Genomic DNA, 21,477 nt, shown 5'->3' with positions numbered 1-21,477 from the left:
TACCGAGGAGGAAACCCGGCCGATGGCCCTGGAGCTCAGACAGCAACTCAAACTCTCTCAGCAGCTGGTGATGACCCCCCAGCTGCAGCAGGCTATCAAGCTGTTGCAGTTGTCCCGACTGGAACTGATGGAGACCGTGCAGCAGGAGCTGCTCGAGAACCCGCTGCTGGAAGAGGTGCTTGTCGAGGATGAGCGTCCCGCCCCGACCATAGCCGAGGATTCCCATTCCCCCGACGCCACCACCGATGAAGGCGCCATGCAGCGCGAGCTGCTCAAGACCGCCGAGTGGGACGACTACATCGGCGACTTCGCCTCCACCTCCCGCCAGGCCACGGTGCGCGAGTACGAGGCCCCGGAAGAGGGCTTCTCCTTCGAGGCCAGGCTGACCTCCAAGACCTCCCTTGAGGGGCACCTCTCCTGGCAGATCAATCTTTCCGAATTCACCCAGCAGGAGCGGGCCGTGGCCGACGCCATCGTCGGCAATCTGGATCATATGGGCTATTTCCGCTCCTCCCTTGAGGAGATCGCCCAGGAGACCGGCGCGGACGAGCCCCTGGTGGAATCCGTGCTCCACAAGCTGCAGCGCTTCGACCCCGTGGGCGTTGCTGCCCGCACCCCGCAGGAGTGCCTGCTGGTGCAGCTGGAGGTCTATGGCTACACGGACCCCATCCTGCTCGAGATCGTGAGCGACCACCTCGAAGACCTGGAGAAGAAGCGCTACAAGCCCCTGGCCAAGAAGTTCAAGCTGAGCCTGGAGGATATCAGGCAATACCTCGATATCATTCAATCGCTGGACCCAATGCCCGGCTCGCACTTCAGCTCTTCCGAGCCGGTGTACGTGAACCCGGACGCCTTCGTGTACAAGTACGGGGACGACTTCATCATCGTGCTCAACGAAGATGGGTTGCCCAAGCTCCAACTGTCTCCCTACTACATGGAGGACATGAGCCGCGGCAGCGGCGCCTCGGGCTCCGACAAGGACTACCTCCAGGACAAGATGCGCTCCGCCCAGTGGCTGATGAAGAGCCTCTATCAACGCCAGCGGACCCTGTTCAAGGTGCTGGAGAGTATCGTTAAATTTCAGAGAGGCTTTTTCGAGCACGGCGTGACCAAGCTCAAACCCTTGATCCTCAAGGACGTGGCCGACGACATCGGCATGCACGAGTCCACCGTGAGCCGCATCACCACGAGCAAGTACGTAGCCACTCCGCACGGGATCTACGAACTCAAATTCTTCTTCAACTCCTCACTGGAACTCGACGACGGCACCTCCGTCGGCTCCGAGTCGGTCAAGGCGCTCATCAAGCAGCTCATCGCCACCGAGGACTCCAAGAAGACCATCAGCGACGAGCAGATCGCCGAGATTCTCAAACAGAAGTTGCAAGTCAACATCGCACGCCGTACTGTGGCAAAGTACAGAATGGCCATGGGGATCGAATCGTCGTCCAAACGCAAGGAAATTCTCTAAAACCCCGCATCCCCATGCGGTAAGACCTTGGAGGCTCTATGAACATCGCATTCCACTTCAAGAATTTTGAACCTTCTCCCGGCCTGCGCGAATACGCCAGCAAGCGTTTCGAGAAGCTTTCCAAATACATGAGCAACGCCGACAACGCCGAGATGGTCGTCACCCTGATGGTCGAGAAGACCCGCCAGATCATCGACGTGTTGCTGGACGCCGACGTCATGCACATCTCCGCCCATGAGCGCTCCGACGACATGTACTCCACCGTGGACCTCATCACCGACAAGCTCGAAGCGCAGATCCGCAAGATGCGCGAGAAGATGAAGGACCGCCGCAAGCAGCCCGAGGCCCCCGTGACCATGGGCGTGGTCAGCTTCGACGAAGCGGGCAAGGTCAACGCCATCGAGGAGTCCGATAAGTACAACCCCAAGCCCATGAGCGTTGACGAGGCCGCCGAGCAGGTCACCGCCATGAAGTTCGAGTTCCTGGTGTTCCAGAACGCCGACACGGACCGCATCAACGTGATCTACAAGCGCAAGAACGGCGACTTCGGCCTGATCGACCCTGGAGTATCCAACTGATGCGCCTGGGCGAGTACCTCCGCAAGGACTTCGTGCTCGACAGCCTCGCAGCCGACAGCAAGCCCGACGTGCTCGCCGAGCTCGTGGCCCCGGTGGCGCAGGCCTTCCCGGACATCGACGCGCAGAAGGCCCTGCGGGTCCTGCTGGACCGCGAGAGCCTGGGCACCACCGGAATAGGCGACGCTGTGGCCATCCCCCACGGTAAGATGGACTCCCTCAAGGAGATCGTCATCGTGGCCGGACGCAGCAACGGCGGGGTCGACTTCGAAGCCCTGGATCACAAGCCCTGCCGCATCTTCTTCCTGGTGCTGGCGCCCGAACACGTTGCGGGAATGCATCTGCGCATCCTGGCGCAGATTTCGCGCCTGCTCTCGGACGAGAGCTTCCGGGGGGCATTCCTCGACGCCCCGGACAGGGAGAGCCTCTGGCGGGTGCTCACCAGCCACGCCTGATAAGCGTCATGTACTTGCGCCGGTAATCTGCTACTGTCCGTCCCCGCCGCGCCCCGAGCGCGGCGGGGACTTCCACATTCACAAGGAGCGTGCCGCTATGGACTCCGGCGCGAACAGGCTTTCCGTGGTGGTTATCACCGGGCTGTCCGGGTCTGGAAAATCCACCGCCATCAACGTTTTCGAAGACATGGGCTACTTCTGCGTGGACGGCCTGCCCGCCATGCTCATACCCAAGCTCGTCACCCTCTTCGATGAACAGTCCGCGCACCGCTACCGGGGCCTTGCCCTGGGCATGGACGTGCGCCAGGCGGATTTCGACTCCGACTGGCTGGACGCCCTCGAAACCCTCAAGGCTTCCGGCAACCCGCCGCAGATCATCTTCACCGAGGCCTCCACTCGGGAGATCATGCGCCGCTACGCCACCACCCGCCGCCCGCATCCCTTCGAGTCCGAAGGCTACGGGCTGGGCGAGGCCGTGGAGGAGGAACGCCGCCGCATGGCAACCCTGCGGGAGGCAGCCGACCTGGTGATGGACACCACCGACTTCTCCATCCACGACCTGCGCCGCCAGCTCCACGAAAAATGGATGTTCCTGGAGGGCAAGGGGCCGGACATGAAGGTGCACATCATGAGCTTCGGGTTTAAATACGGCCTCCCAACCGAATCCGACCTGCTCTTCGACCTGCGCTTCCTGCCCAACCCCTATTTCGAGCCCTCGCTCAAGGAGATGTCCGGCAAGGATGCCCCCGTGGCCGACTACGTGCTCAAATCCGAGGAGGGCAGCCTCTTCCTGCCCAAGTTCCTCGACTTCCTCTCCGGCTTGATCCCCCTCTACGCCAAGGAAGGCCGCTACCGGCTGACCATCGCCCTGGGCTGCACCGGCGGCAGGCACCGCTCCGTGGCCACGGCCGAGGCCCTCTTTGACACATTGCGGAAGGAGGGATACACCGTCTCCCTGGAACACCGGCATATCGAAAAAGGCTGACAGACCAACGATGAGCGATACTTCTACCGTCCCCGCCGCCGTAGGCGTGGTCATCGTGACCCACACCGACTACGGGCAGAAACTCCTGGCCGCGGCGGAAATGATCCTGGGGCAACAGCAGCACGTGCGCACCGTGAGCGTGGAGGTCGGCGTGGACACCACGCAGACCGTGCAGATCCTCGACGCATCCATCAAAGAAGTGGAGCAGGGCGGCGGCGTGATGATCCTTACGGACATGTTCGGGGGCACCCCCACCAACCTGTCCCTCTCACTCATGGCGCAACACACCATCGAGGTGGTCACGGGCGTGAACCTGCCCATGCTCATCAAGATTCTCTCCTCCCGCTCGAAACCCCTCTCGCAGCTGGCCGCCGAGGCCAAAACCGCTGGGGTGCAAGGCATCGTGGTCGCCGGCGAGATCCTGCGGAAAAAGGTGGCCGGGGAATAACGCGTGGTCTGGGTGCGCATCGACAACAGGCTGGTGCACGGCCAGATCATCGAGGCCTGGCTGCCCTATACCGACGCCAGGACGCTGGTGGTGGGCAACGACGAACTGGCCAAGGACGAACTGCGCCAGCAGATCATGTCCATCGCCATCCCCCTGGGGGTGGAGATCGTCTTTCTGGAGGTCGCCCAGGTTGGCGCCTACCTTGAGGACAAGAAGCTCCGCGACAAGAACGTCCTGGTGCTCTTCGCCGACTGCCGGGACGCCACCAGGAGCCGCAAGGCCGGGTTGGGCTACTCCTGCCTGAACCTGGGCAACCTGCACTACGGGCCGGGCAAGAGACAGCTCTGCCAGCATATCGCCCTGAGCAAGGACGACGAGCTCTGCCTGGAGGGTCTCCAGGCGGAGGGGGTGAGCATCGACTACCGCTGCATCCCCAGCGATCCCGCGGAGCTGGCCTGACGGCCGTTTGCGACGGAGCGGCGTGGCGGCTATGGCCCGGGCTTTTCTTTTCCGGGCGTGGCGGGTATGGTTTGTGTTCTTGAAATCCTGAAGACCGGGATGAAACGATGGAAATACACGCCGCCCTTTTTCCCTACGTTGTCGCCAACGCTTTTTTTTTGCCCTCTTTTCCTGCTTCCGCTTCCTGATCAACCTGCCCCTGCTTGACCGGCCCCTGGCCGTGGGCTTCTTCTGGGGCGCGATAACGGGCGACTTCACCGTAAGCCTGGGCGTCAGCCTCTTTTTCGAACTCGTCTGGCTTGATCTCTTCCCGGCCGGCACAATCATACCCCCGCAGTCCCTCGCGCCGACCCTGGCCAGCCTTGCTGTGGCGCATCACTTTGGCATAACGCAGCCTTCCGTCGCCGCCCTGGTCATGGTGGCGTCCCTGCCGCTGGGCCTGCTGTTCGCCCGGCTCGAGCGCTACCACCGACAATACGAGAACCGCGCGCATTCCAGCCTGCTGGCCTGGGCGCGCTATCCCGCCAGATCGTCCGGGCCCGTCAGACTCACACGCGGCTCGATCCTGGTGATGGCTCCCCTGAACATGGCCGTTTTCGCCCTGTCCCTCATCCTGCTCACGGTCTTCACCGCGGTGTTGCTGCCCATGGCCTCGCCCCTGCTGGGGCGCATCCCCATGACGTGGCCGCATCTGTGGGTCATCGCCAGCATCGGCGTGGTGCTTTCGCTCAGGCACCGGCCCGCCTACGCCATCCTTCTGGGGGGCGTGGGCCTGGCCCTGGCCACCCGGCTTGTGCATTGAGGCGCACCTTGCTGAGGATCGTGCTTGGCAAGGGACGACCTTTGTGATATTTGGCGCAAATTCATTTCGCATAATCACCTCAGGAGGGATTCGAACATGGCAGCGTACGTCGTTGGACACAAAAACCCGGACACCGACTCCATCACCGCGGCGATTGCCGTCGCCGACCTGATGACCAAGCGCGGCATCGAAGCCGTCGCCGCGGCCCAGGGCAAGACCAACCCTGAGACCGACTTCGTTCTCGGCAAGTTCGGCGTGAAGGCCCCCGAGATCGTCACCGACGCCACCGACAAGAAGATCATCCTGGTCGACCACTCCGACCTGGCTCAGAGCCTGGAGAACCTCTCCAAGGGCGAGATCCTGGGCGTCGTGGACCACCACAAGCTGGGCGACGTGACCACCCCCAACCCGCTGGAAATGTGGGTCTGGCCCGTGGGCTGCACCGGCACCATCATCAGCAGCATGTACGATTTCTACGGCATCGAGATGCCCAAGGCCATTGCCGGCATCGTGCTGTGCGCCATCCTGTCCGACACCGTCATGTTCAAGTCCCCCACCTGCACCCCCGAAGACAAGAAGGCCTGTGACAAGCTGGCCAAGATCGCGGGCGTGACCGACATGATGGCCCTGGGCATGGAGATGTTCAAGGTGAAGTCCGCCGTGGACGGCACCCCCATCCGTGACCTGGTCTACCGCGACTACAAGGACTTCAACATGTCCGGCACCGGCGTTGGCATCGGCCAGCTGGAAGTCGTGGACCTGTCCATCCTGGACAAGTACAAGGCCGAACTGCAGGCCGACATCGTCAAGGTGAAGGCCGAGAAGGGCCTGCACTCCGTGTTCCTGCTGCTCACCGACATCATGAAGGAAGGCTCCGAGATGCTGATCGCCTCCGACGACCCCTCCGTGGTCGAGAAGGCTTTCGGCCTGAAGCCCGAGGGCACCTCCGTGTGGATGCCCGGCGTTATGAGCCGCAAGAAGGATGTGGTCCCCAAGTTCGAGAAGGTGTTCGGCGCCTAGTCGCCCCCTGACCGGACAAAAGTCCGTCCGGCCCGGAGCGGGAAACCGCTCCGGGCCTTTTTTGTTTTGTTCGGGGGGGTCAGCTGGCTGTGGAGGTCGTGACGGTACGGACCTGCCGGATGAGCTCAAGGGCTTCGGGTGAAGGGCGCCGTTCGATCCTGCGGTATTCGCGGCAGTCCCGGCTGCGCTCCACCATGCGCAGGTCGCACAGCTGGCGCCGCAGCAGGGCGTGGTCCTCGAAGAGGTGCAAGGCGGCCAGGGCTTCGTTGATGCCCGCCTCATTGAGGACGGCGCCAGGGGTCAGGCGCGACCAGATCACCCACAGGCAGGGCTCGCGGTGGCTGAACTTGCCCGGCCAGCGGATCAGACGGCCCTGGGCGTCGAAGTAGCGGCTCATGCGCCGCACGCGCACGTAGTCGACCGCCGGTTCCTCCGGCTGGAACACGGGCTGGGCAAGCCGAAGGCGAGCCACGCAATTGGCCCGGTAGTGCTGGAAGTTGCGGAACCCGGCGGCCCGGGCCAGCATGTTCATAAGCTCCAGGTGGCTCGGGGTCGTTTCGGCCTGCTGGAGCTGGCTGCGCAGGGAGCGCGCGCATGCGCCGATGTCCTCGGCGTGGAAGGGCATGGGGATACGAGACATCGCTTATCCTTTGAGCGTGCCTGTCCTGGAGAGGATTCCGGTGATCGCCGACTTCCGGACCGGCACGGGATAAGGTGTCGGTGGAATGAAGAATGGCAGGTTTAGCTCCCCCTAGGGGGCGGCGATGCCTGGGTGAACTGCCGACCGAGGCCCTCGTAGCGCAAGGCAGCAGATTTGGCAATCAGTGCGATGTGTCGATCCGAGGTGAGTATCTTGGGGAGGCGCTGCCTCCCCAAACCCCACCGGCAGGGGAGTGGCTCCCCTGCACCCCCAACGGCTTCGCAACGTTCTCAGGTGCGCCCGGCCTGGGGATGCTGATAAAAGTTGAGGCCGCCCCGAAGGGCGGCCTCAATATTGTACCGAACATGTGACCAGGCGGCAGGGAAGATTAGGGGCCGGAATGGGATTCCAAAGGGAGGAACTCCCTTTGGCCGCCGGAGGCTTTCCCTCCCGATCACTTCTACGCGGCGATCAGCCCCGCCTTGCGCAACACGTCGGCCAGCTTGGCCTCGTTGTCGGCGGACAAGCCAACCAGCGGCAGGCGTATTTCAGGGGTGATGCGGCCCATGAGCCCCAGCGCGGCTTTGACCGGAATGGGGTTGGTCTCAAGGAACATGGCCCGGTTGATGGGGGCCAGCTTGTAGTGCAGCCGCTTGGCCTTCTTGACGTCGCCCTTGCGCCAAGCCTTGCAGAGCTTGCGCATCAGGCCGGGGGCGACGTTGGAGCTCACCGAGATGACGCCGTGGCCGCCGACCGCCAGGGTGGGCAGCACGGTGAAGTCGTCGCCGGAGAGGATGATGAAATCCTCGCCGCAGTACTCGATCAGGTCGGAGACCTGGCAGAGGTTGCCGGTGGCCTCCTTGATGCCCACAACCTCGGGGGCCTGCTTGCGCAGGGCCGCCACGGTCTGGGGCAGCAGGTTCACGGCGGTGCGGCCGGGCACGTTGTAGACGATGATGGGCATGGGCACTTCCTTGGCGATGGCCTTGAAGTGCTCGATGAGCCCAGCCTGTGTGGGCTTGTTGTAGTAGGGGGTGATGAGCAGTGCCCCGTCGGCTTTGGCGTCCTTGGCGCAACGGGTCAGGTCGATGGCTTCGATGGTGTTGTTGGACCCGGCCCCGGCAAGCACCGGAACGCGCCCTTTCACCTGGTCCACGCAGATGCGCACGACCTGCTCGTGCTCAGCGTGGGAGAGGGTGGGGGACTCTCCGGTGGTTCCGCAGGGAACCAGGCCGTCGATGCCCTCTTCGATCTGCCATTCGATGTGCGCACGGTACGCTTCCTCGTCGACCTTGCCGTTCTTGAACGGGGTCACGAGCGCCGTGAAGGCTCCTGAAAACTGCATTCTGCCCTCCAAAAGGTTCGGTGTCGCAGGGTCGGCCCGAGGGCCGGGTTACTGCTTCGCGGTCTTGTCGCCAGGGTCGGGTACGTCCTGCAGCAGTTCCGTCATCTCCTGGTCAGGCTGGATCTTCTCGTCCAGCACCAGGGCCTGGGTCGTATAGTTGCTGCCCATCTCCCACTTGAAGTTCCTGTCGCCGGGCATGGCGAGCAGATCAAGCGTGTAGATGGCCTTGCCCTTGCTGTAGCTGTGCATCCAGAGGATGCGTCCGCCCACGTAGGGCTTGGCGGAGAAGCCCACGCCGGGGCCGCTGCCCAGCAGCAGGTCGAGGTCCGGCCGGGTCTTCTCCAGATAGTCGGACTCGGCCTGCACGCCCCAGGGACTCACGCCGACGACCATCACGGACTGGGAGCGCAGCTCCTTGATCTTGCGGTTGATGGCCAAGGCCTGGTCCTCGGTGGGGCCGTCGCCCGGCTTCTTGCTCATGGGGAAGAACACGACGCCGATCTTGCCCTTGGGCGTATCGATCAGCTGGGTCCTGGGCTCCTTGGGGTCGAGCGTCACCCAGCCCTTGGGGGCGGCGATGCCCTTGGAGGCCAGTTTCGCCGCCTCGGCCGGGGTGAGCGCGCCCGCGTCGTAGCGCAGGGAGTCGTAAGCCTTCACCAGCGGCCCGTAGGCCTCCTCCACGGCGTGGTCCGCACCGTCGTCGGAGATGAACTCATACCCGCCCGCAATGAAGATCGCAGCCGGTGCGGAACCGGCGGCGGGGCGATACTGTTTGAAAGCGCTGGCCCTCCGGGTCAGCCCACCGATGGTGTGGTTGCCTCAGGTGGGGCAGGGCTTGAGATAGCCCCAGCTGTTGCCCGAAAAGACGACTGTGAGCACCGGTTCAGCCAAGGCGGCCCCGGCCAGAAGCGAAAAAAGAAGCATCGCGGCGAAAAACGCCGAAACATGGCGCATGAGGCAGAACCTACTTGTTGAGATATTCCTTGAGTTCCTTGCCGGGCCTGAAGAAGGGCAGGCGTTTGGGCGCGACGTTGACCACTTCCCCGGACTTGGGGTTGCGGCCGGTGTAGCCCTTGTAGCCCTTCACCTTGAAGCTGCCGAAGCCGCGAATCTCCACGCGGTCCCCATCGACGAGGGCCTGCTTGATGGAGTCGATGAACGAGTTGACCACGGCGGAGGCCTCGTCGGCGTGAATGTCGCGGCTTTCGGCCAGGGTGTTGATAAGCTCGCTTTTGTTCATTGCTGTCTCCGTATCGGCTTATCCGGCACACAGCCGGGAGGCCAGGGTTGAAACGGAAATTGACGTTTTCGTTTCTATCGCGGATACAGCGCAAGCAGTCAAGTTAACCATGCGTTATTTTTTTCAAAATCTCTTTTTCCGCCAATTCTGGTCTGCACTCCGACCTATATCGGGCGATCTTGATGGCCAGGCTGAGGATGTCCTGCGAGGCTCTGCACTTCGGGGCGTGCTTTATCAGGGGGGTCTGCCTGCGAACGGCATCCGGCACATTCGGGTCGCTGTGCACGCAGCCCATGTAGCTGATTTCCAGATCAAGGAAGCGTTTGCAGGCCCCGGCGAGGCGTTCGAAGGTCAACTGGCCCTCCTTGGGATCGCTGACCTGATTGACCACCACCTGGAAGTCCGAAATGCCGTGCTGTGAATTGAGCACCTTGATGACGGCGTAGCTGTCCGTGAGGGAGGTGGGCTCCGGGGTGACCACCATGATGCGCATGCGCGTCATGGCCGCCAGGGAGAGCACGGTCTTGCCGATGCCCGCGCCCAGGTCGAAGACGATGTAGTCGTATTCGCCCAGCGCCGAGTTGAGCTTGGAGAACACGGAGTCGCGCATGTCGTCGTCGAGTTCCAGCAACTCGGGCACACCGCTGGCCGCCGGCAGGAAGTCGAACCCCTCCGGCTCCACGCAGGCCACCACGTCCGCCGGGCTGACGCCGGGTTGGAGCAGGTCCTGCAGGTTTTTTTCGGGCGAGATGCCCAGCAGCACGTCCACGTTGGCCAGGCCCACGTCGAAGTCCATCATGAGCATACGGTAGTTCGCCCGGTACAAGGCGTAGGAAAGATTGAGCGCCAGGTTGCTCTTGCCCACCCCCCCCTTGCCGGAGAGGATGCACAGGCTCATGGTGCAGCGTGGGTTTGCGGATTGTTTGCTCATTTATCTGGCCCCGTGAAAAGAAACTGTTTTTCCTGCGCATGGACCAGGGTGGCCTGGGGGGCCTGCAGGAGGTCAGGGATAGGAGCCTTGACGATACGGTTCTTGCCCTGGGCCTTGGCCTCGTAGAGCGCCTTGTCCGCCATAGCGACGAACTGATCCACTGAGAGCGGCAGCTTGCCTTTGGTGCAGACCACGCCGGCGGAGCAGGTGACCCGCACGGGTTGTTCGGCCCCGTCGCAGGGCACAGATTGATCGCGCAGGGCGTCGAACATGCGCTCCAGGGACGCCTCGGCCTGCACCAGGCCCGAGCCGGGCAGCACCAGGGCGAATTCCTCGCCGCCGATGCGCGCGGCCAGGTCGTAGCCGCGCTTGCCGCCCAGCATGATCCCCGCGAGCATGGTCAGCACGCGGTCGCCGCAGATGTGGCCGTAATTGTCGTTGACGGCCTTGAAGTCGTCCAGGTCAAGGATGGCCAGGGAGAGGTTGTTGCCCGCCCGGTGGGCGCGCTCCAGCTCCATCTTGAGGGTCTTCTCGAAGGCCCGCCGGTTGGCCAACCCGGTCAGGGGGTCGTGGCGGGTCTGGTGGGTCAGCTCTTCCAGGGTGCGCTGGATGCGCGAAAGGTGCCTGGTGGCGTCGCCTTTCGCGGGCAGTGCGAGCCACTGCTGGAACTGGCCCTCCCGGCAGATGTGCTCCCATTCGTCAAGGTTCAGCCCCATGCACAGGCGCACCAGGATCAAGCCGTCCTCGCCGTCGGCGATGGAGGCCAGACCCTGGTGCTCAAGGACTCCGCGCAGGCGAGTGAGTTCCTCGAGGACCTCGCGGCTGCGCTGGGAGAGGTTGGTTTGCGGGGGCTTATTTCCCGGCATGGAAGTGCAGGAGGTAATCACGGATGAAGGTGTCGATGTCGCCGTCGAGCACCGCATCCACGTCTCCAGCCTCGCTGTAGGTTCGATGGTCCTTCACAAGCCGGTAAGGCTGCAGCGTGTAGGTGCGGATCTGGCTGCCGAACCCGATGGCGTCCTTGGATTCGTACTCAGCCTGCCGCAGGGCCTGCTGTTTCTTGATCTCCAGGTCGTACAGGCGCGCCTTGAGCACCTTGTAGGCAGATTCCTTGTTGCGGTGCTGGGATTTCTCGTTCTGGCACTGCACAACTATGCCTGTGGGCAGGTGCGTCAGACGGATGGCCGAGCTGGTCTTGTTGACGTGCTGCCCGCCGGGTCCGCTGGCCCTGAACACGTCGACGCGAACGTCCTCCTCGCGGATGTCGATCTGGATGTCGGCGCCCGCGTCGGGATAGACGTCCACCGAAGCAAAGGACGTGTGGCGACGCCCGGAGGAGTCGAAGGGCGAGATGCGGATCAGCCTGTGGATGCCCTTTTCCGCCTTGAGGAAGCCGTAGGCGTAGGCCCCGTTGATCTGGAGCGTCACGGACTTCACGCCGGCCTCGTCGCCGGGCAGGAAGTCCAGCATGTCCACGCCGAACTCGTGGCGCTCGCACCAGCGGCGGTACATCCGAAGGAGCATCTCGGCCCAGTCCTGCGCCTCGGTGCCGCCCGCGCCGGGGTGGATCTCCAGGATGGCCCCGGAGGCGTCCTCCGGGCCGGAAAGGAGCGTGGCCAGCTCGGCCGCGCGCACCTGTCCGGCGAGCACGCCAAGCTGGTCCTGCAGGGCCAGGAGCACCTCCTGGCTGGCGTCGTCCTGGGCCATGGAGAGCCATTCGTCCAGGTCTTCCCGGGAGGTGCGCAGGGTCTCGAACTGGGCGATCTTGCCGGTCAGGTCGCTTTTTTCGCGCAGGAATGGGGTGAGGCGCTCGGGGTTCTGCCAAGCCTCGGGCTTGGAGAGTTCGGCCTCAATAGCTTCGAGGCGCTTGGCCTTGCCTTCCAGGTCAAAGCCGCCCCCAGAGGGAGTCGAACTGGTCCTGAAGGTCCTTGGCCTGGCCTTTGAGATCGGGATACTGCAGCAGTGCCATATGTGTTACGTGTCGCGCTCGCGTTTGGTCGTGATCGCCGAACGGAGGAACAACGCCAGAGCCGCCAATGCAGCCCCGGCCTCGATCCAGCCGTGCAGGCGGTGGTAGGGGGAAGTCTCCGATACGAGGGGCACGCCGGATACGGCCGTGGCCGTCTGCGTGAACAACGCCGTTTCGGAGAGGATGCGCCCCTTGGGATCGATCAGGGCCGTAATGCCCGTATTGGTCGCCCGCAACATGGAGCGATTCTGCTCCACACAGCGCAAGGTTGCAAGCTCCAGGTGCTGCCTCGGGGCGGCCGAGAGGCCGAACCAGGCGTCGTTGGAGATGCTCACCAGGATGTTGGCCCCGTCCTCGACCCGTTGTTGGGCCAATTCTGGAAAGATTACCTCATAACATATCAGCATTCCCATTGCAAGGCGGCCGCTCCTGAGCGGCCCGACCCGGACCCCGGGCGTGAAGGCCCCGACGCCTTGCAGCAGGAAGGACAGAACAGGGACGTCGCGCCCGAAGGGAGCGTATTCGCCGAAGGGCACCAGGTGCTGTTTCTCGTAATAGCTTTCCTCGCCGCCGGGGCCGAAGAGGTAGGCGCGGTTGAAGATGTCCGCCTCGCGCGACGTGCGCTCGTAACCCGGGGCCCCGGCCAGCAGCGGTACGCCGGCCTTGCGCACGAAGGCCCGGACCATGTCTGATTCGCGGCTGCGGTCCTGCACGAAGAAGGTCAGGGAGGTCTCCGGCCAGATGACGATGTCGGGAGGGGAGGCCAGCAAGGGCGTGGTCAGGTCAATATAGGTCTGCACCGCGCGGGGCAGCAGCTCCTCGTTCCATTTGGCGGCCTGGTCGATGTTGCCCTGGACCAACACCGCGGAGGCGGCGCTGGTGGAGGACACGGGGCGTTCCAGGGCCCATAAGCCGTAGCCGAACACGGCCATGGCCAGCGCGCAGGCGGCCACCCTGGGGGCCGCGCCAGGCCCCGCGGCCCAGACGCCGCAGGCGGCCAGCAGGCCGGAGAGCCCGTAGGCGCCCACCACGCCCGCCGCCTGGATGGCCGCGGGCCAGGGGGAAAAGGCCACGGCCAGGGGCAGCCAGGGAAAGCCCGAGAACATCCAGCCGCGCAACGCCTCGATGCCGGTCCAGGCCAGGCCCGCCAGCACGCCGAGGGCCAGCGGCCCGAGGCCCCGCCGGGCCACGCGCAGCATCCAGCAGAACAGGGCCGTGTAGAGGCCCAGCACCGCCCCGAGGAGCAGGGGACAGGGCACGGCCAGAACCCACGGCAGGGAGCCGAAATCGTGCCCGGGGATGGCCGTCCAGTACAGGCTTGCCGCCGCGCCCAGGGAGCCGGCCAGCCAGCCCGATTTGGCGGCTTTGCCCGGAGTCGGGGCCTGGCGCGCGAGGCAGACCAGCCCCAGCGGCACCAGCAGCACCAGCGCCGGGAACCTGCCCCACGGGTTGGCGAAGGCGAAAAAGCCCGCCGCCGCGACAAGAAGCACCAGAGCCCAGCCCGCGTCAGGCCGGGAAATCGGTCTCATCCTGGCTCTGTTCCGGCAAGGGTTCCGCTAGGACCCAGCTGACGGCCCTCTTGTTGGCTTCGGTAACGGTGAAGCGATAGCCCGCCGCCTCGAAGGTGTCGCCCTGTCTGGGGACGCGTCCGCCCAGGTCGCTCAGGTAGCCCCCGAGGGTCTCCATCTGCTCGGACTCCAGGTTGATGCCGAAGCGCTCGTCCAGCTCCTCCAGGGGGAAGCGCCCGCTCAGGCGCAGGCGGCCTTCGCCCATCTCCTGGAATTCCGGTGGCCTGGTGGGATCATGCTCGTCTTCGATTTCGCCCACGATTTCCTCCAGCACGTCCTCCAGGGTCACCAGGCCGGACGTGCCGCCGTATTCGTCCAGGGCGATGGCGATGTGGATGCGGCGCTTGCGGAACTCGGCGAGCATGTCCTTGAGATTCTTGGTCTCTGGGATGTAGAGGGGGGTGCGCATCACCTGGGAGAGGGGCGGCGTCTCGCCGTGGGGGCCGACGACGAACTTCAGCAGGTCCTTGGCGTGCACCACGCCGATGATGTGGTCGCGGTTCTGGCGGTAGATGGGAATGCGGGAGTGGCCGTGCTCGGTGATCAAGCGGCAGACTTCCTGGATGCCGTCCTCCTCGTCGGCGCAGATCATGTCCGTGCGGGGAATCATGACGTCGGCCGCCAGCTTCTTCCCCAGGGAAAGCACCTTGAGCAGAACCGAGGCGTCCTCGGCGTTGATCTCGCCTTCCTCCTGGGCGGCCTGGATCAGCTCATTCAGGGGATGCTCCTGGCGCCCCCTGAAGAATTTGTTCACCAAATTCCAAAATCGTCCTTCCGATCCGTCGTCCAACTCGGTCCTCCGTTGCGAAATGTTAAACAGTCAAGGCGCGGCGCATTATGCGATGCCCTTGTTACGATACAGTTCCAGGTGCAGCCCGAAAACCCAGTCGTCGATGACGGGCACACCGAAATCACGGTTCACCAGGGTCCAGTTGAGCCCCGTGAGGGGGGCCTGCACCGGGGCGCCCTGGGCGACGAAGCCCAGCCCGAGGGAAAGGTCCAGGCGGGAGGCGCAGTCGTCGTAGCACTTCACCAGGCGCGACAGCAGATAGTGCGTCCTATGGCCGCCGAAGTCCACATCCGCGAGGGTGATGCGCATGAAATATTGCTGGCCGAGCCGGATGGGCAGGTGACGCCGGTGCAGGGTCTCGGGCGTCAACTGCACGCGCGCGCCGCCGCCGGAGAGGTTTTCCAGCAGCAGATCCTGCGAGCCGTCGTGGTCCAGCGAGAAGCTCGGGTCGCCCCAGGTGTCCGGGTCGTTGGGGTCGCCCCGGCGGCGCACCTCGTCCTCGGTCCAGAGCTGGAGGCTCCTGACGTACTTGTCGGGCACCTCCACGCGCAGGTGCTGGCGGTTCTGGTTGAGCTCCAGGCGCTGCGGCCGGGAGATCGTCAGCCGCACCACGCCGTCGGCGTCCTTGGAGACGTGCTCGATACCGGACATGAAGCCGAAAGTGGACTGGACCTCAGGCTGCTCGGGCAGGCGCAGGCGGAAGGCCAGCTCCAGCGTGCGGCCCACCCAGGCCTGGTTGGCGTTCCTCACGGAGGAAAGCTCCAGCTTCAGGGTGCGCGGCCCGGCCTCCAGAAGGACGCCGTCCGTGGAGCGGGTGGGCTTGTCCTGGTGGTGGAAGCTGACGCGGACCTTGCTGCGCTGGGATACCGCCGCATCCAGGAGCTGCGAGATGCGACTGGGAGTCGTGAGCCAGGTGACGGGGTGTTTGGGCAGGAAGCCCGTGGGCTTCTTGCCGAAGACGATGGAGAGGGCGGCCAGCAGGAAGAACGCGCCGAAAAAGCCGCCCACCAGGAGCACCGACTCCAGGGTGACCCTGCCCGCAAGGATGTCCTGAAACATCCGGGAGAAAAAATCCTCCAGCGCCGCCTGGTTTTGCAGTGGTGACGGGAGAATGTCCATGGCGGTTTCCTGCTAGGTCCGGCCGGTTTTTTTGAGGTGTATTTCCAGGCAGGCCAGGGCCGCAGGCGTGACGCCAGATATGCGCGACGCCTGCCCGACGGTTGCCGGCCGAACCGCCGACAGCTTCTCCATGACCTCCCGGGAGAGCCCGGCAACTACCGCATACTCCAATTCGACCGGAAGTTCCAGGGATTCCAGATGCTCCATGGATTCGACGAGCTCCATCTGGCGCTTGAGGTAGCCGTCGTACTTCACGCGGGTTTCTGCCTCCTGGAGCACTTCGTCGCCGTAGGCATCCAGGCCGGGCCAGAGCGGAGCCAGACTCCTGATTTCGAGCTGCGGCTGGCGCAGCAGGTCGGCCAGGCTCACGGCCTTGCCGGGCACGCTGGCCCCGATGGCGGCCAAAGTGTCGCGTGTGGCCGCATCGGGGCGCACGCGCACGGACTCCAGCCCCTCAAGCACCGCGCCCAGCTGCTCCCGTTTGGCGCTGAAGAGGCGCCAGTGCGCGTCGTCAACGAGGCCGAGTTCGCGGCCGAAAGGGGTCATGCGCTCGTCGGCGTTGCCCTCGCGCAGCAGCAGGCGGTGCTCCGCGCGGGAGGTGAACATGCGGTAGGGCTCGGTGGTGCCCTTGGTCACCAGGTCGTCCACCAGCACGGCCATGTAGGCCTGGTCGCGCCTGGGCAGGAAGGGGGGCATGCCCCGCAGGGCGCAGGCTGCGTTCAGGGCGGCCCAGAGCCCCTGGGCCGCGGCCTCCTCGTAGCCGGAGGTGCCGTTGACCTGCCCGGCCAGGTAGAGCCCGGGCAGGGTTTTTGTTTCAAGTGTCGCTTTAAGTTGCGTGGGGTTGGCGTAGTCGTATTCGATGGCGTAGCCGGGCCGCACGATCTGCGCCCTCTCCAGGCCCGGGATGGTGGCCAGCATGGCCTTCTGCACCGATAGCGGCAGGCTGGTGGGGATGCCGTTGGGGTACATCTCCGGGCTCTCGATGCCTTCTGGCTCCACGAAGATCTGGTGGCGCTCCTTCTCGGGGAAGCGGGCCACCTTGTCCTCGATGGAGGGGCAGTAGCGCGCCCCGGTGCCCTTGATGACCCCGGTGAACATGGGAGAGCGGTCGAACCCGGCCCGGATGGCCTCGTGGGTGCGCTCGTTGGTGTAGGTCAGCCAGCAGGGCAGCTGCGGCAGGACCACGCCAGGCGAGCGGAAGCTGAAGGGCGTGGGCGGGTCGTCGCCGGGCTGGATGGTCATCTGCTCGAAATCGACCGAGTCCTTGAGCAGGCGCGGGGTGGTGCCCGTCTTGAGCCTGTCCAGGGCGATGCCGTACCCGGTGAGGCTTTCGGAGAGGCCCTGAGCGGCGGGGTCGCCCAGGCGCCCGCCGGGAAAGTTGGTCAGGCCTACGTGGATGAGCCCGCGCAGGAAGGTGCCCGCCGTGATGAGCACGGCCCGGGCCGGATGCGTCTCACCTAGGCTGGTGGCCACGCCGGAAGCGCGCCCGCCCTCTGAGAGGACCGCCACGGCGGTGTCCTGGCGGACCCAGAGGTTCGCCTGGGAGAAGATGTCGCGCTTGACCACGCGCAGGTAGGCGTCGCGGTCGATCTGGGCGCGCGTGGCCCGCACGGCGGGGCCCTTGCGTGTGTTGAGCTGGCGGAACTGGATGCCGGCGGCGTCCGCCCAGAGGCCCATCATGCCGCCGAGCGCGTCGATCTCGCGGACCATGTGGCCCTTGGCCAGGCCCCCGATGGCCGGATTGCAGGAGAGGTGCCCGATGCGGTCGGCGTTGATGGTCAGCAGCAGCGTGGCCAGGCCCAGGCGCGCCGAAGCCATGGCCGCTTCGCACCCTGCGTGGCCCGCGCCCACAACGATCAGGTCGAAGCGGTCGGGGAAAGGCGGTTTGGGCATGGTGCGGTCAGGAACCCCCGGCGAACAGGGCCCTGGCCATCACCTGGGCGTCGCCGATGTTGTGCTTGATCTGGGAGCGCTCGTTGGGCTGGTGGGCGTTGGGCACCCAGGTGGCCCAGACCACGGCGTCGAATCCGGCGCGGCGCAGGTAGGCGCCCACGGTGCCGCCGCCGACTCCCTTGGGGGTGGGGTTGCCGCCGTACACGGCGCGCACGGCGTCCACCATGCGGCCCACGATCTCGGCCTCCACGGGGGTGGCTGGCGCGGCCTGCTCCTTCTGGACCACGTCGTAACGCATCTCGACGCCGTATGTGGAGCAGATCTCCCGGCCCATCTCGTAGATGGCCTCCAGCACGTCGTCGAGCTCGTACTGGGGCAGCACGCGGCAGTCCACGTAGAAGACGTCGCGCCCCGGGATGGTGTTGACGTTCTCCACGTTGGCCTCCTTCTTGGTGGGCTGGAACGTGGAGTTGGAGGGCTTGAACAGCGGGTTCACGGCCGGGAACCGGTCGTGCAGGCGGGTGAGCCGCAGGATCATGGCCGAGGAGGCCACCAGGGTGTTCACGCCTTCCTCGGGCGAGGAAGCGTGGCACTGCTTGCCGATGACCGTGATCTTGAGCCAGAGCATGCTCTTCTCGGCGATCTCCACCATCTCGGAGGAGGGCACGCCGAAATCGGGGATGAGGAAGAGGTCCTTGGGCCCGAACATGTCCTTGTGGTTCTTGAGCAGGTAGTCCAGCCCGTATTTGGAGCCGTTCTCCTCGTCGGCGACCAGCAGGATGCCGAAATTCACGGGGGGCTTGGCGCCAAGCTCCATGATGGCCTTGGCCACCAGCAGGGAGGAGACCACGCCCTGGTGGTTGTCCTCCACGCCGCGGCCCACGAGCGTCTCGTCTTCGATCTTGAGTTCGAAGGGGTCGGAGGTCCACAGCTCAAGATCGCCGGGAGGCACCACGTCCAGGTGGGAGATGACCCAGAAGGTGCGGGATTCGTCCTCGCCGGGGATGATCGCCGCCACGCTGGGCCTGTGGCCGCAGGGCACGCGGGTGTCGGGCGCGCGGTACTCGCGGATGCCCGTGATGCCGATGGATTCCATCCAGGCGATCATGGCGTCGGTCTTCACGCGTTCGCCCTGGCCGCCGTTGTCTGGGCCGATGGCCGGGATGGAGACGAGGGTGCGCTGCAGGTCTATGACGGTTTCGCGCTGTTTGGCGATATGTTCAAGAATGCCGGCTAGCATGTCGTGGGCTCCGGGGCTGAGGCTTCGGCGCGTCGTTGCTGGTTCATGATGCGTCGGTGTAGCCCGGCGAAGGGGGCGATGGCAAGGCGGGCGCAAAGAAAAAGGGCGGGGATGCGCACATCCCCGCCCGCAATACGCGAATGGGAGCCTAACGGCCGCGCGCGGCGCGCTTGGATGCCTTCAGCGGGTTCACCTTGACCTTGCCGCCGGTGTCCTTCTCAGCCTTGACGTGGGTGGCGAAGTTGCAGACGTTCTTGGCCCACTTGCGCTCCGGCAGGGGGTAGCTGGTGCAGTACTTGACGCCCTCGACTTCCTTGGTGCGGTCGCAACCGTCGCACTTCTCGACAATGGGATGGCACTCGATGCCGTTCACCGCATAGCTCATTGACTTTATCCTCCGTTCACGCCCGCAGGCGATATGCGTTCATCCCGGCAGGGAGCACGCGTTCACGCCCGCAGGCGGAATGATACTTGCCGTTCGGAAACCAGACCTTTTTCATCATTAACCGGGCGATGTCAAGCGCCTGCGAGCCATTTTCGCACCGAATTCATCTCGCGCAGCAGGGCGGGGTAATCGAAGCTTGTGAACCGCCCGTCATCGTAGAGCACGTCGCCCGCCACCATGGTCAGCCGGACGTCGCCCCCGTTGGCCGCGTAGGCCAGGTGCGACACTGGGTTGTTGAGCGGCTGCAGGTGCGGCAGTCCGCCGCGCAGGGCGGTCAGGTCCGCCGGGGAGCCCGGGGCCAACGAGCCAAGCTCCGGCCAGCCCACGGCCCGGGCCGAATCCACTGTGGCCATGTCCAGCACGGCATGGGCGGGCAGGGCGGTGGGGTCCATCTCGCGCACCTTGCCCAGGAGCGCCGCCGCGCCCATCTCCGCGAACATGTTCAGCGCGTTGTTGCTGGCCGCGCCGTCGGTGCCCAGGCCCACGGTCACCCCGGCGGAGCGCAAGGCCAGCACCGGGGCCATGCCCGAGGCCAGCTTCATGTTGCTGCGCGGGTTGTGGGCCACGGCCACGCCCTTGGCGGCCATGAGTTCTATCTCCTCTTGCGTCACGTCCACGGCGTGGGCCACCAGCAGGCCAGGGCGCATCAGCCCCAACTCCTCCAGTACGTCCACGGGCCGCTTGCCGAACCGCTCCAGGCACAAGGCCGTCTCGGAGGCTGTCTCTGCCGCGTGCAGGGTCAGGATCAAGCCGTTGTCCCTGGCGATGCCGTCCAGGCGCAGCAGGGCGGGGTGGTTGGTGGCGTACACCGAGTGGGCCACCAGGCAGGGGCGCAGCAGCGGCCGGGAGGCGCAGAAGGCAATCAGCTCGTCCACCTTTTCGAAGGCGCGCTCCTGGCTGGGGGTGGAGGGCGTGGGAGTGTCGAAAACGCCCTCGCCCAGCACGGCCCGGATGCCGATATCCGAGGCGGTGGCGGCCACGGTTTTCTCGAAAAGGTACATGTCGCAGAAGGCCGTGGTGCCGGATGCCAGCATCTCGGCGCAGGCCAGGGCGGTGCCGATGGCCACGATCTCTTCGCTGAGGCGGGCTTCCGCGGGCCAGATGTGCCTGGTGAGCCACTCCATGAGGGGCAGGTCGTCCTCCATGCCCCGGAAAACCGTCATGGGGGCGTGGGTGTGGGCGTTGACCAGCCCCGGCAGCACGATGTCCGCCGAGAGGTCCAGCGTGCGTTTGGCGGGCGTGGCGGACAGCTCGGACCAGGGGCCCACGGCGGCAACGAGGCCGTCCCGCACGGCGAGTGCGGCGTCCGTGAGCACCTGCCGTTGCCCGTCCTGGGTGACGAGGGTTCCGGCGCGGATGAGCGTGTCGCAGGGGGGGAGGGGGGCGGCTTTCATCGGCGGGTGATGCCAGCATGGGCGCGGAAGTCAAGCCCCGGCTATCCGGGGGTGAACGTAAGCGCTGCATTCAGCTAATGTTTTCAGGATGATGGCCCCACGCTCCGGCTTGACGCGCTGGGGGTTTACGCGTAGTTGGCTGAAGGATTTGACACCACTTCAGGAGAGTTCTCATGGATCTGCGCGCCTATATCCGCGACATCCCGGATTTCCCCAAGCCCGGCATCCTCTTCTATGACATCACCCCCCTGCTGGGGCACCCCGCCGCGTTCAGGCACTCCATCGACCTGATGGCCGAACGCTTCCAGGACAGCGGCGCCACCAAGGTTGCCTGCGCCGAGGCGCGGGGCTTCATCTTCGGCGCGGCCCTGGCCTACAAGATGGATATCGGCTTCGTGCCCGTGCGCAAGCCCGGCAAGCTCCCCTGGAAGACCACCACCGTCACCTACGACCTTGAGTACGGCACGGACACCCTCTGCATGCACGAGGACGCATTCCTGCGCGACGAGAAGATCCTGCTCATCGACGACGTGCTGGCCACCGGCGGCACGCTGCAGGGCATGCTCAAGCTCATGGACGCCTGCAGCGTGGACATCGTGGGCATCGGCGTTCTGGCGGAGCTGGTGTTCCTGCAGGGACGCGAGAAGCTCGGCAACATCCCCTTGGAAAGCCTGGTCAAGCTGGGGTAGCC

The 21,477-nt window shown here is 65.0% G+C and carries 23 protein-coding genes and 1 pseudogene; 10 read left to right on the top strand and 14 right to left on the bottom strand.

The genetic code is table 11. The features are described from left to right. Window positions 1-22: 22 nt before the first annotated feature. From rpoN to MLE18_RS01530, 9 genes and pseudogenes are all read left to right on the top strand, one after another. A complete protein-coding gene (gene rpoN, locus MLE18_RS01570) occupies window positions 23-1,468 on the top strand; it encodes an RNA polymerase factor sigma-54 (protein WP_243366704.1) in 1,446 nt (481 codons plus the stop codon). A 38-nt stretch (window positions 1,469-1,506) separates the two neighbouring features. Continuing rightward, window positions 1,507-2,046, top strand: a complete 540-nt coding sequence (gene hpf / locus MLE18_RS01565; RefSeq protein WP_243366702.1) for a ribosome hibernation-promoting factor, HPF/YfiA family — start codon at window positions 1,507-1,509, stop codon at window positions 2,044-2,046. Then, entirely contained in the window at window positions 2,046-2,498 is a 453-nt protein-coding gene (locus tag MLE18_RS01560; protein WP_243366700.1) for a PTS sugar transporter subunit IIA, read from the top strand. Before hpf ends, MLE18_RS01560 begins: the two co-directional genes overlap by 1 nt. A 97-nt stretch (window positions 2,499-2,595) precedes the next feature. Then, window positions 2,596-3,483 carry an RNase adapter RapZ gene (gene rapZ / locus MLE18_RS01555; RefSeq protein WP_243366699.1) on the top strand — a complete coding sequence of 296 codons (888 nt, stop codon included), beginning with the start codon at window positions 2,596-2,598 and terminating at the stop codon, window positions 3,481-3,483. A gap of 10 nt (window positions 3,484-3,493) precedes the next feature. Next, complete coding sequence (locus tag MLE18_RS01550; RefSeq protein ID WP_243366698.1) at window positions 3,494-3,931, top strand: PTS sugar transporter subunit IIA; 438 nt, start codon at window positions 3,494-3,496, stop codon at window positions 3,929-3,931. 3 nt (window positions 3,932-3,934) lie between these two features. After that, window positions 3,935-4,390 carry a PTS sugar transporter subunit IIB gene (locus MLE18_RS01545; protein WP_243366697.1) on the top strand — a complete coding sequence of 152 codons (456 nt, stop codon included), beginning with the start codon at window positions 3,935-3,937 and terminating at the stop codon, window positions 4,388-4,390. A 184-nt stretch (window positions 4,391-4,574) separates the two neighbouring features. Further along, a pseudogene (locus tag MLE18_RS18175) lies at window positions 4,575-4,802 on the top strand (PTS sugar transporter subunit IIC); the annotation flags it as partial. 159 nt (window positions 4,803-4,961) lie between these two features. Further along, window positions 4,962-5,192, top strand: a complete 231-nt coding sequence (locus MLE18_RS01535) for a hypothetical protein (RefSeq protein ID WP_243366695.1) — start codon at window positions 4,962-4,964, stop codon at window positions 5,190-5,192. Between the two features lie 96 nt (window positions 5,193-5,288). After that, complete coding sequence (locus MLE18_RS01530; RefSeq protein WP_243366694.1) at window positions 5,289-6,212, top strand: manganese-dependent inorganic pyrophosphatase; 924 nt, start codon at window positions 5,289-5,291, stop codon at window positions 6,210-6,212. Between the two features lie 79 nt (window positions 6,213-6,291). On the opposite strand, the gene MLE18_RS01525 is transcribed toward MLE18_RS01530, so the two are convergent. The 14 genes from MLE18_RS01525 to MLE18_RS01460 all read right to left on the bottom strand — a co-directional run bounded on the left by MLE18_RS01525 (window position 6,292) and on the right by MLE18_RS01460 (window position 20,786). Then, window positions 6,292-6,852, bottom strand: coding sequence for a DUF2087 domain-containing protein (locus MLE18_RS01525; protein ID WP_243366693.1), 561 nt, complete (start codon window positions 6,850-6,852; stop codon window positions 6,292-6,294). 460 nt (window positions 6,853-7,312) lie between these two features. Continuing rightward, the gene (dapA, locus tag MLE18_RS01520; RefSeq protein WP_243366692.1) at window positions 7,313-8,197 is read right to left on the bottom strand and encodes a 4-hydroxy-tetrahydrodipicolinate synthase; all 885 of its coding nucleotides are present in this window, start codon (window positions 8,195-8,197) and stop codon (window positions 7,313-7,315) included. A gap of 48 nt (window positions 8,198-8,245) precedes the next feature. After that, window positions 8,246-9,151, bottom strand: a complete 906-nt coding sequence (locus MLE18_RS01515; protein WP_420705176.1) for a UshA-like (seleno)protein family 2 — start codon at window positions 9,149-9,151, stop codon at window positions 8,246-8,248. A gap of 10 nt (window positions 9,152-9,161) precedes the next feature. Beyond that, a complete protein-coding gene (locus tag MLE18_RS01510) occupies window positions 9,162-9,437 on the bottom strand; it encodes an HU family DNA-binding protein (RefSeq protein ID WP_243366688.1) in 276 nt (91 codons plus the stop codon). A gap of 103 nt (window positions 9,438-9,540) precedes the next feature. Beyond that, a complete protein-coding gene (locus MLE18_RS01505) occupies window positions 9,541-10,368 on the bottom strand; it encodes a MinD/ParA family protein (protein WP_243366685.1) in 828 nt (275 codons plus the stop codon). After that, entirely contained in the window at window positions 10,365-11,234 is an 870-nt protein-coding gene (locus MLE18_RS01500; protein WP_243366684.1) for a GGDEF domain-containing protein, read from the bottom strand. The genes MLE18_RS01505 and MLE18_RS01500 overlap by 4 nt, the downstream gene beginning before the upstream one ends. Further along, window positions 11,221-12,331, bottom strand: a protein-coding gene (gene prfB / locus MLE18_RS01495) for a peptide chain release factor 2 (RefSeq protein ID WP_243367469.1) whose coding sequence is annotated in 2 segments (ribosomal slippage) — window positions 11,221-12,255 and window positions 12,257-12,331 — 1,110 coding nt in all. Because the reading frame shifts where the segments join, the coding sequence is not laid out codon by codon here. The genes MLE18_RS01500 and prfB overlap by 14 nt, the downstream gene beginning before the upstream one ends. Window positions 12,332-12,342: 11 nt before the next feature. Continuing rightward, window positions 12,343-13,866: an apolipoprotein N-acyltransferase gene (gene lnt / locus MLE18_RS01490; RefSeq protein WP_243366683.1), complete on the bottom strand. Its 1,524-nt coding sequence runs from the start codon at window positions 13,864-13,866 to the stop codon at window positions 12,343-12,345. Beyond that, window positions 13,844-14,659, bottom strand: coding sequence for a hemolysin family protein (locus tag MLE18_RS01485; protein WP_336605550.1), 816 nt, complete (start codon window positions 14,657-14,659; stop codon window positions 13,844-13,846). Before MLE18_RS01485 ends, lnt begins: the two co-directional genes overlap by 23 nt. Before the next feature lie 81 nt (window positions 14,660-14,740). Then, the gene (locus tag MLE18_RS01480; protein ID WP_243366679.1) at window positions 14,741-15,814 is read right to left on the bottom strand and encodes a hypothetical protein; all 1,074 of its coding nucleotides are present in this window, start codon (window positions 15,812-15,814) and stop codon (window positions 14,741-14,743) included. 12 nt (window positions 15,815-15,826) lie between these two features. After that, complete coding sequence (gene mnmG / locus MLE18_RS01475; protein WP_243366677.1) at window positions 15,827-17,707, bottom strand: tRNA uridine-5-carboxymethylaminomethyl(34) synthesis enzyme MnmG; 1,881 nt, start codon at window positions 17,705-17,707, stop codon at window positions 15,827-15,829. A 7-nt stretch (window positions 17,708-17,714) separates the two neighbouring features. After that, window positions 17,715-18,947 (bottom strand): M20 family metallo-hydrolase, encoded by a 1,233-nt coding sequence (locus MLE18_RS01470; RefSeq protein ID WP_243366675.1) that lies wholly within the window; start codon window positions 18,945-18,947, stop codon window positions 17,715-17,717. 148 nt (window positions 18,948-19,095) lie between these two features. Next, on the bottom strand, window positions 19,096-19,332 hold the full coding sequence (locus tag MLE18_RS01465; RefSeq protein ID WP_243311537.1) for a PxxKW family cysteine-rich protein: 237 nt from the start codon (window positions 19,330-19,332) through the stop codon (window positions 19,096-19,098). 131 nt (window positions 19,333-19,463) lie between these two features. Continuing rightward, window positions 19,464-20,786 carry an amidohydrolase gene (locus tag MLE18_RS01460; RefSeq protein WP_243366673.1) on the bottom strand — a complete coding sequence of 441 codons (1,323 nt, stop codon included), beginning with the start codon at window positions 20,784-20,786 and terminating at the stop codon, window positions 19,464-19,466. A gap of 173 nt (window positions 20,787-20,959) precedes the next feature. Between MLE18_RS01460 and MLE18_RS01455 the strand changes: the two genes are divergently transcribed. Next, the gene (locus MLE18_RS01455; protein WP_243366671.1) at window positions 20,960-21,475 is read left to right on the top strand and encodes an adenine phosphoribosyltransferase; all 516 of its coding nucleotides are present in this window, start codon (window positions 20,960-20,962) and stop codon (window positions 21,473-21,475) included. Window positions 21,476-21,477: the final 2 nt, after the last annotated feature.

This window comes from Fundidesulfovibrio soli, from assembly GCF_022808695.1.
Taxonomy (GTDB): domain Bacteria; phylum Desulfobacterota; class Desulfovibrionia; order Desulfovibrionales; family Desulfovibrionaceae; genus Fundidesulfovibrio; species Fundidesulfovibrio soli.
This window is presented reverse-complemented; position numbering and strand designations above follow the sequence as displayed.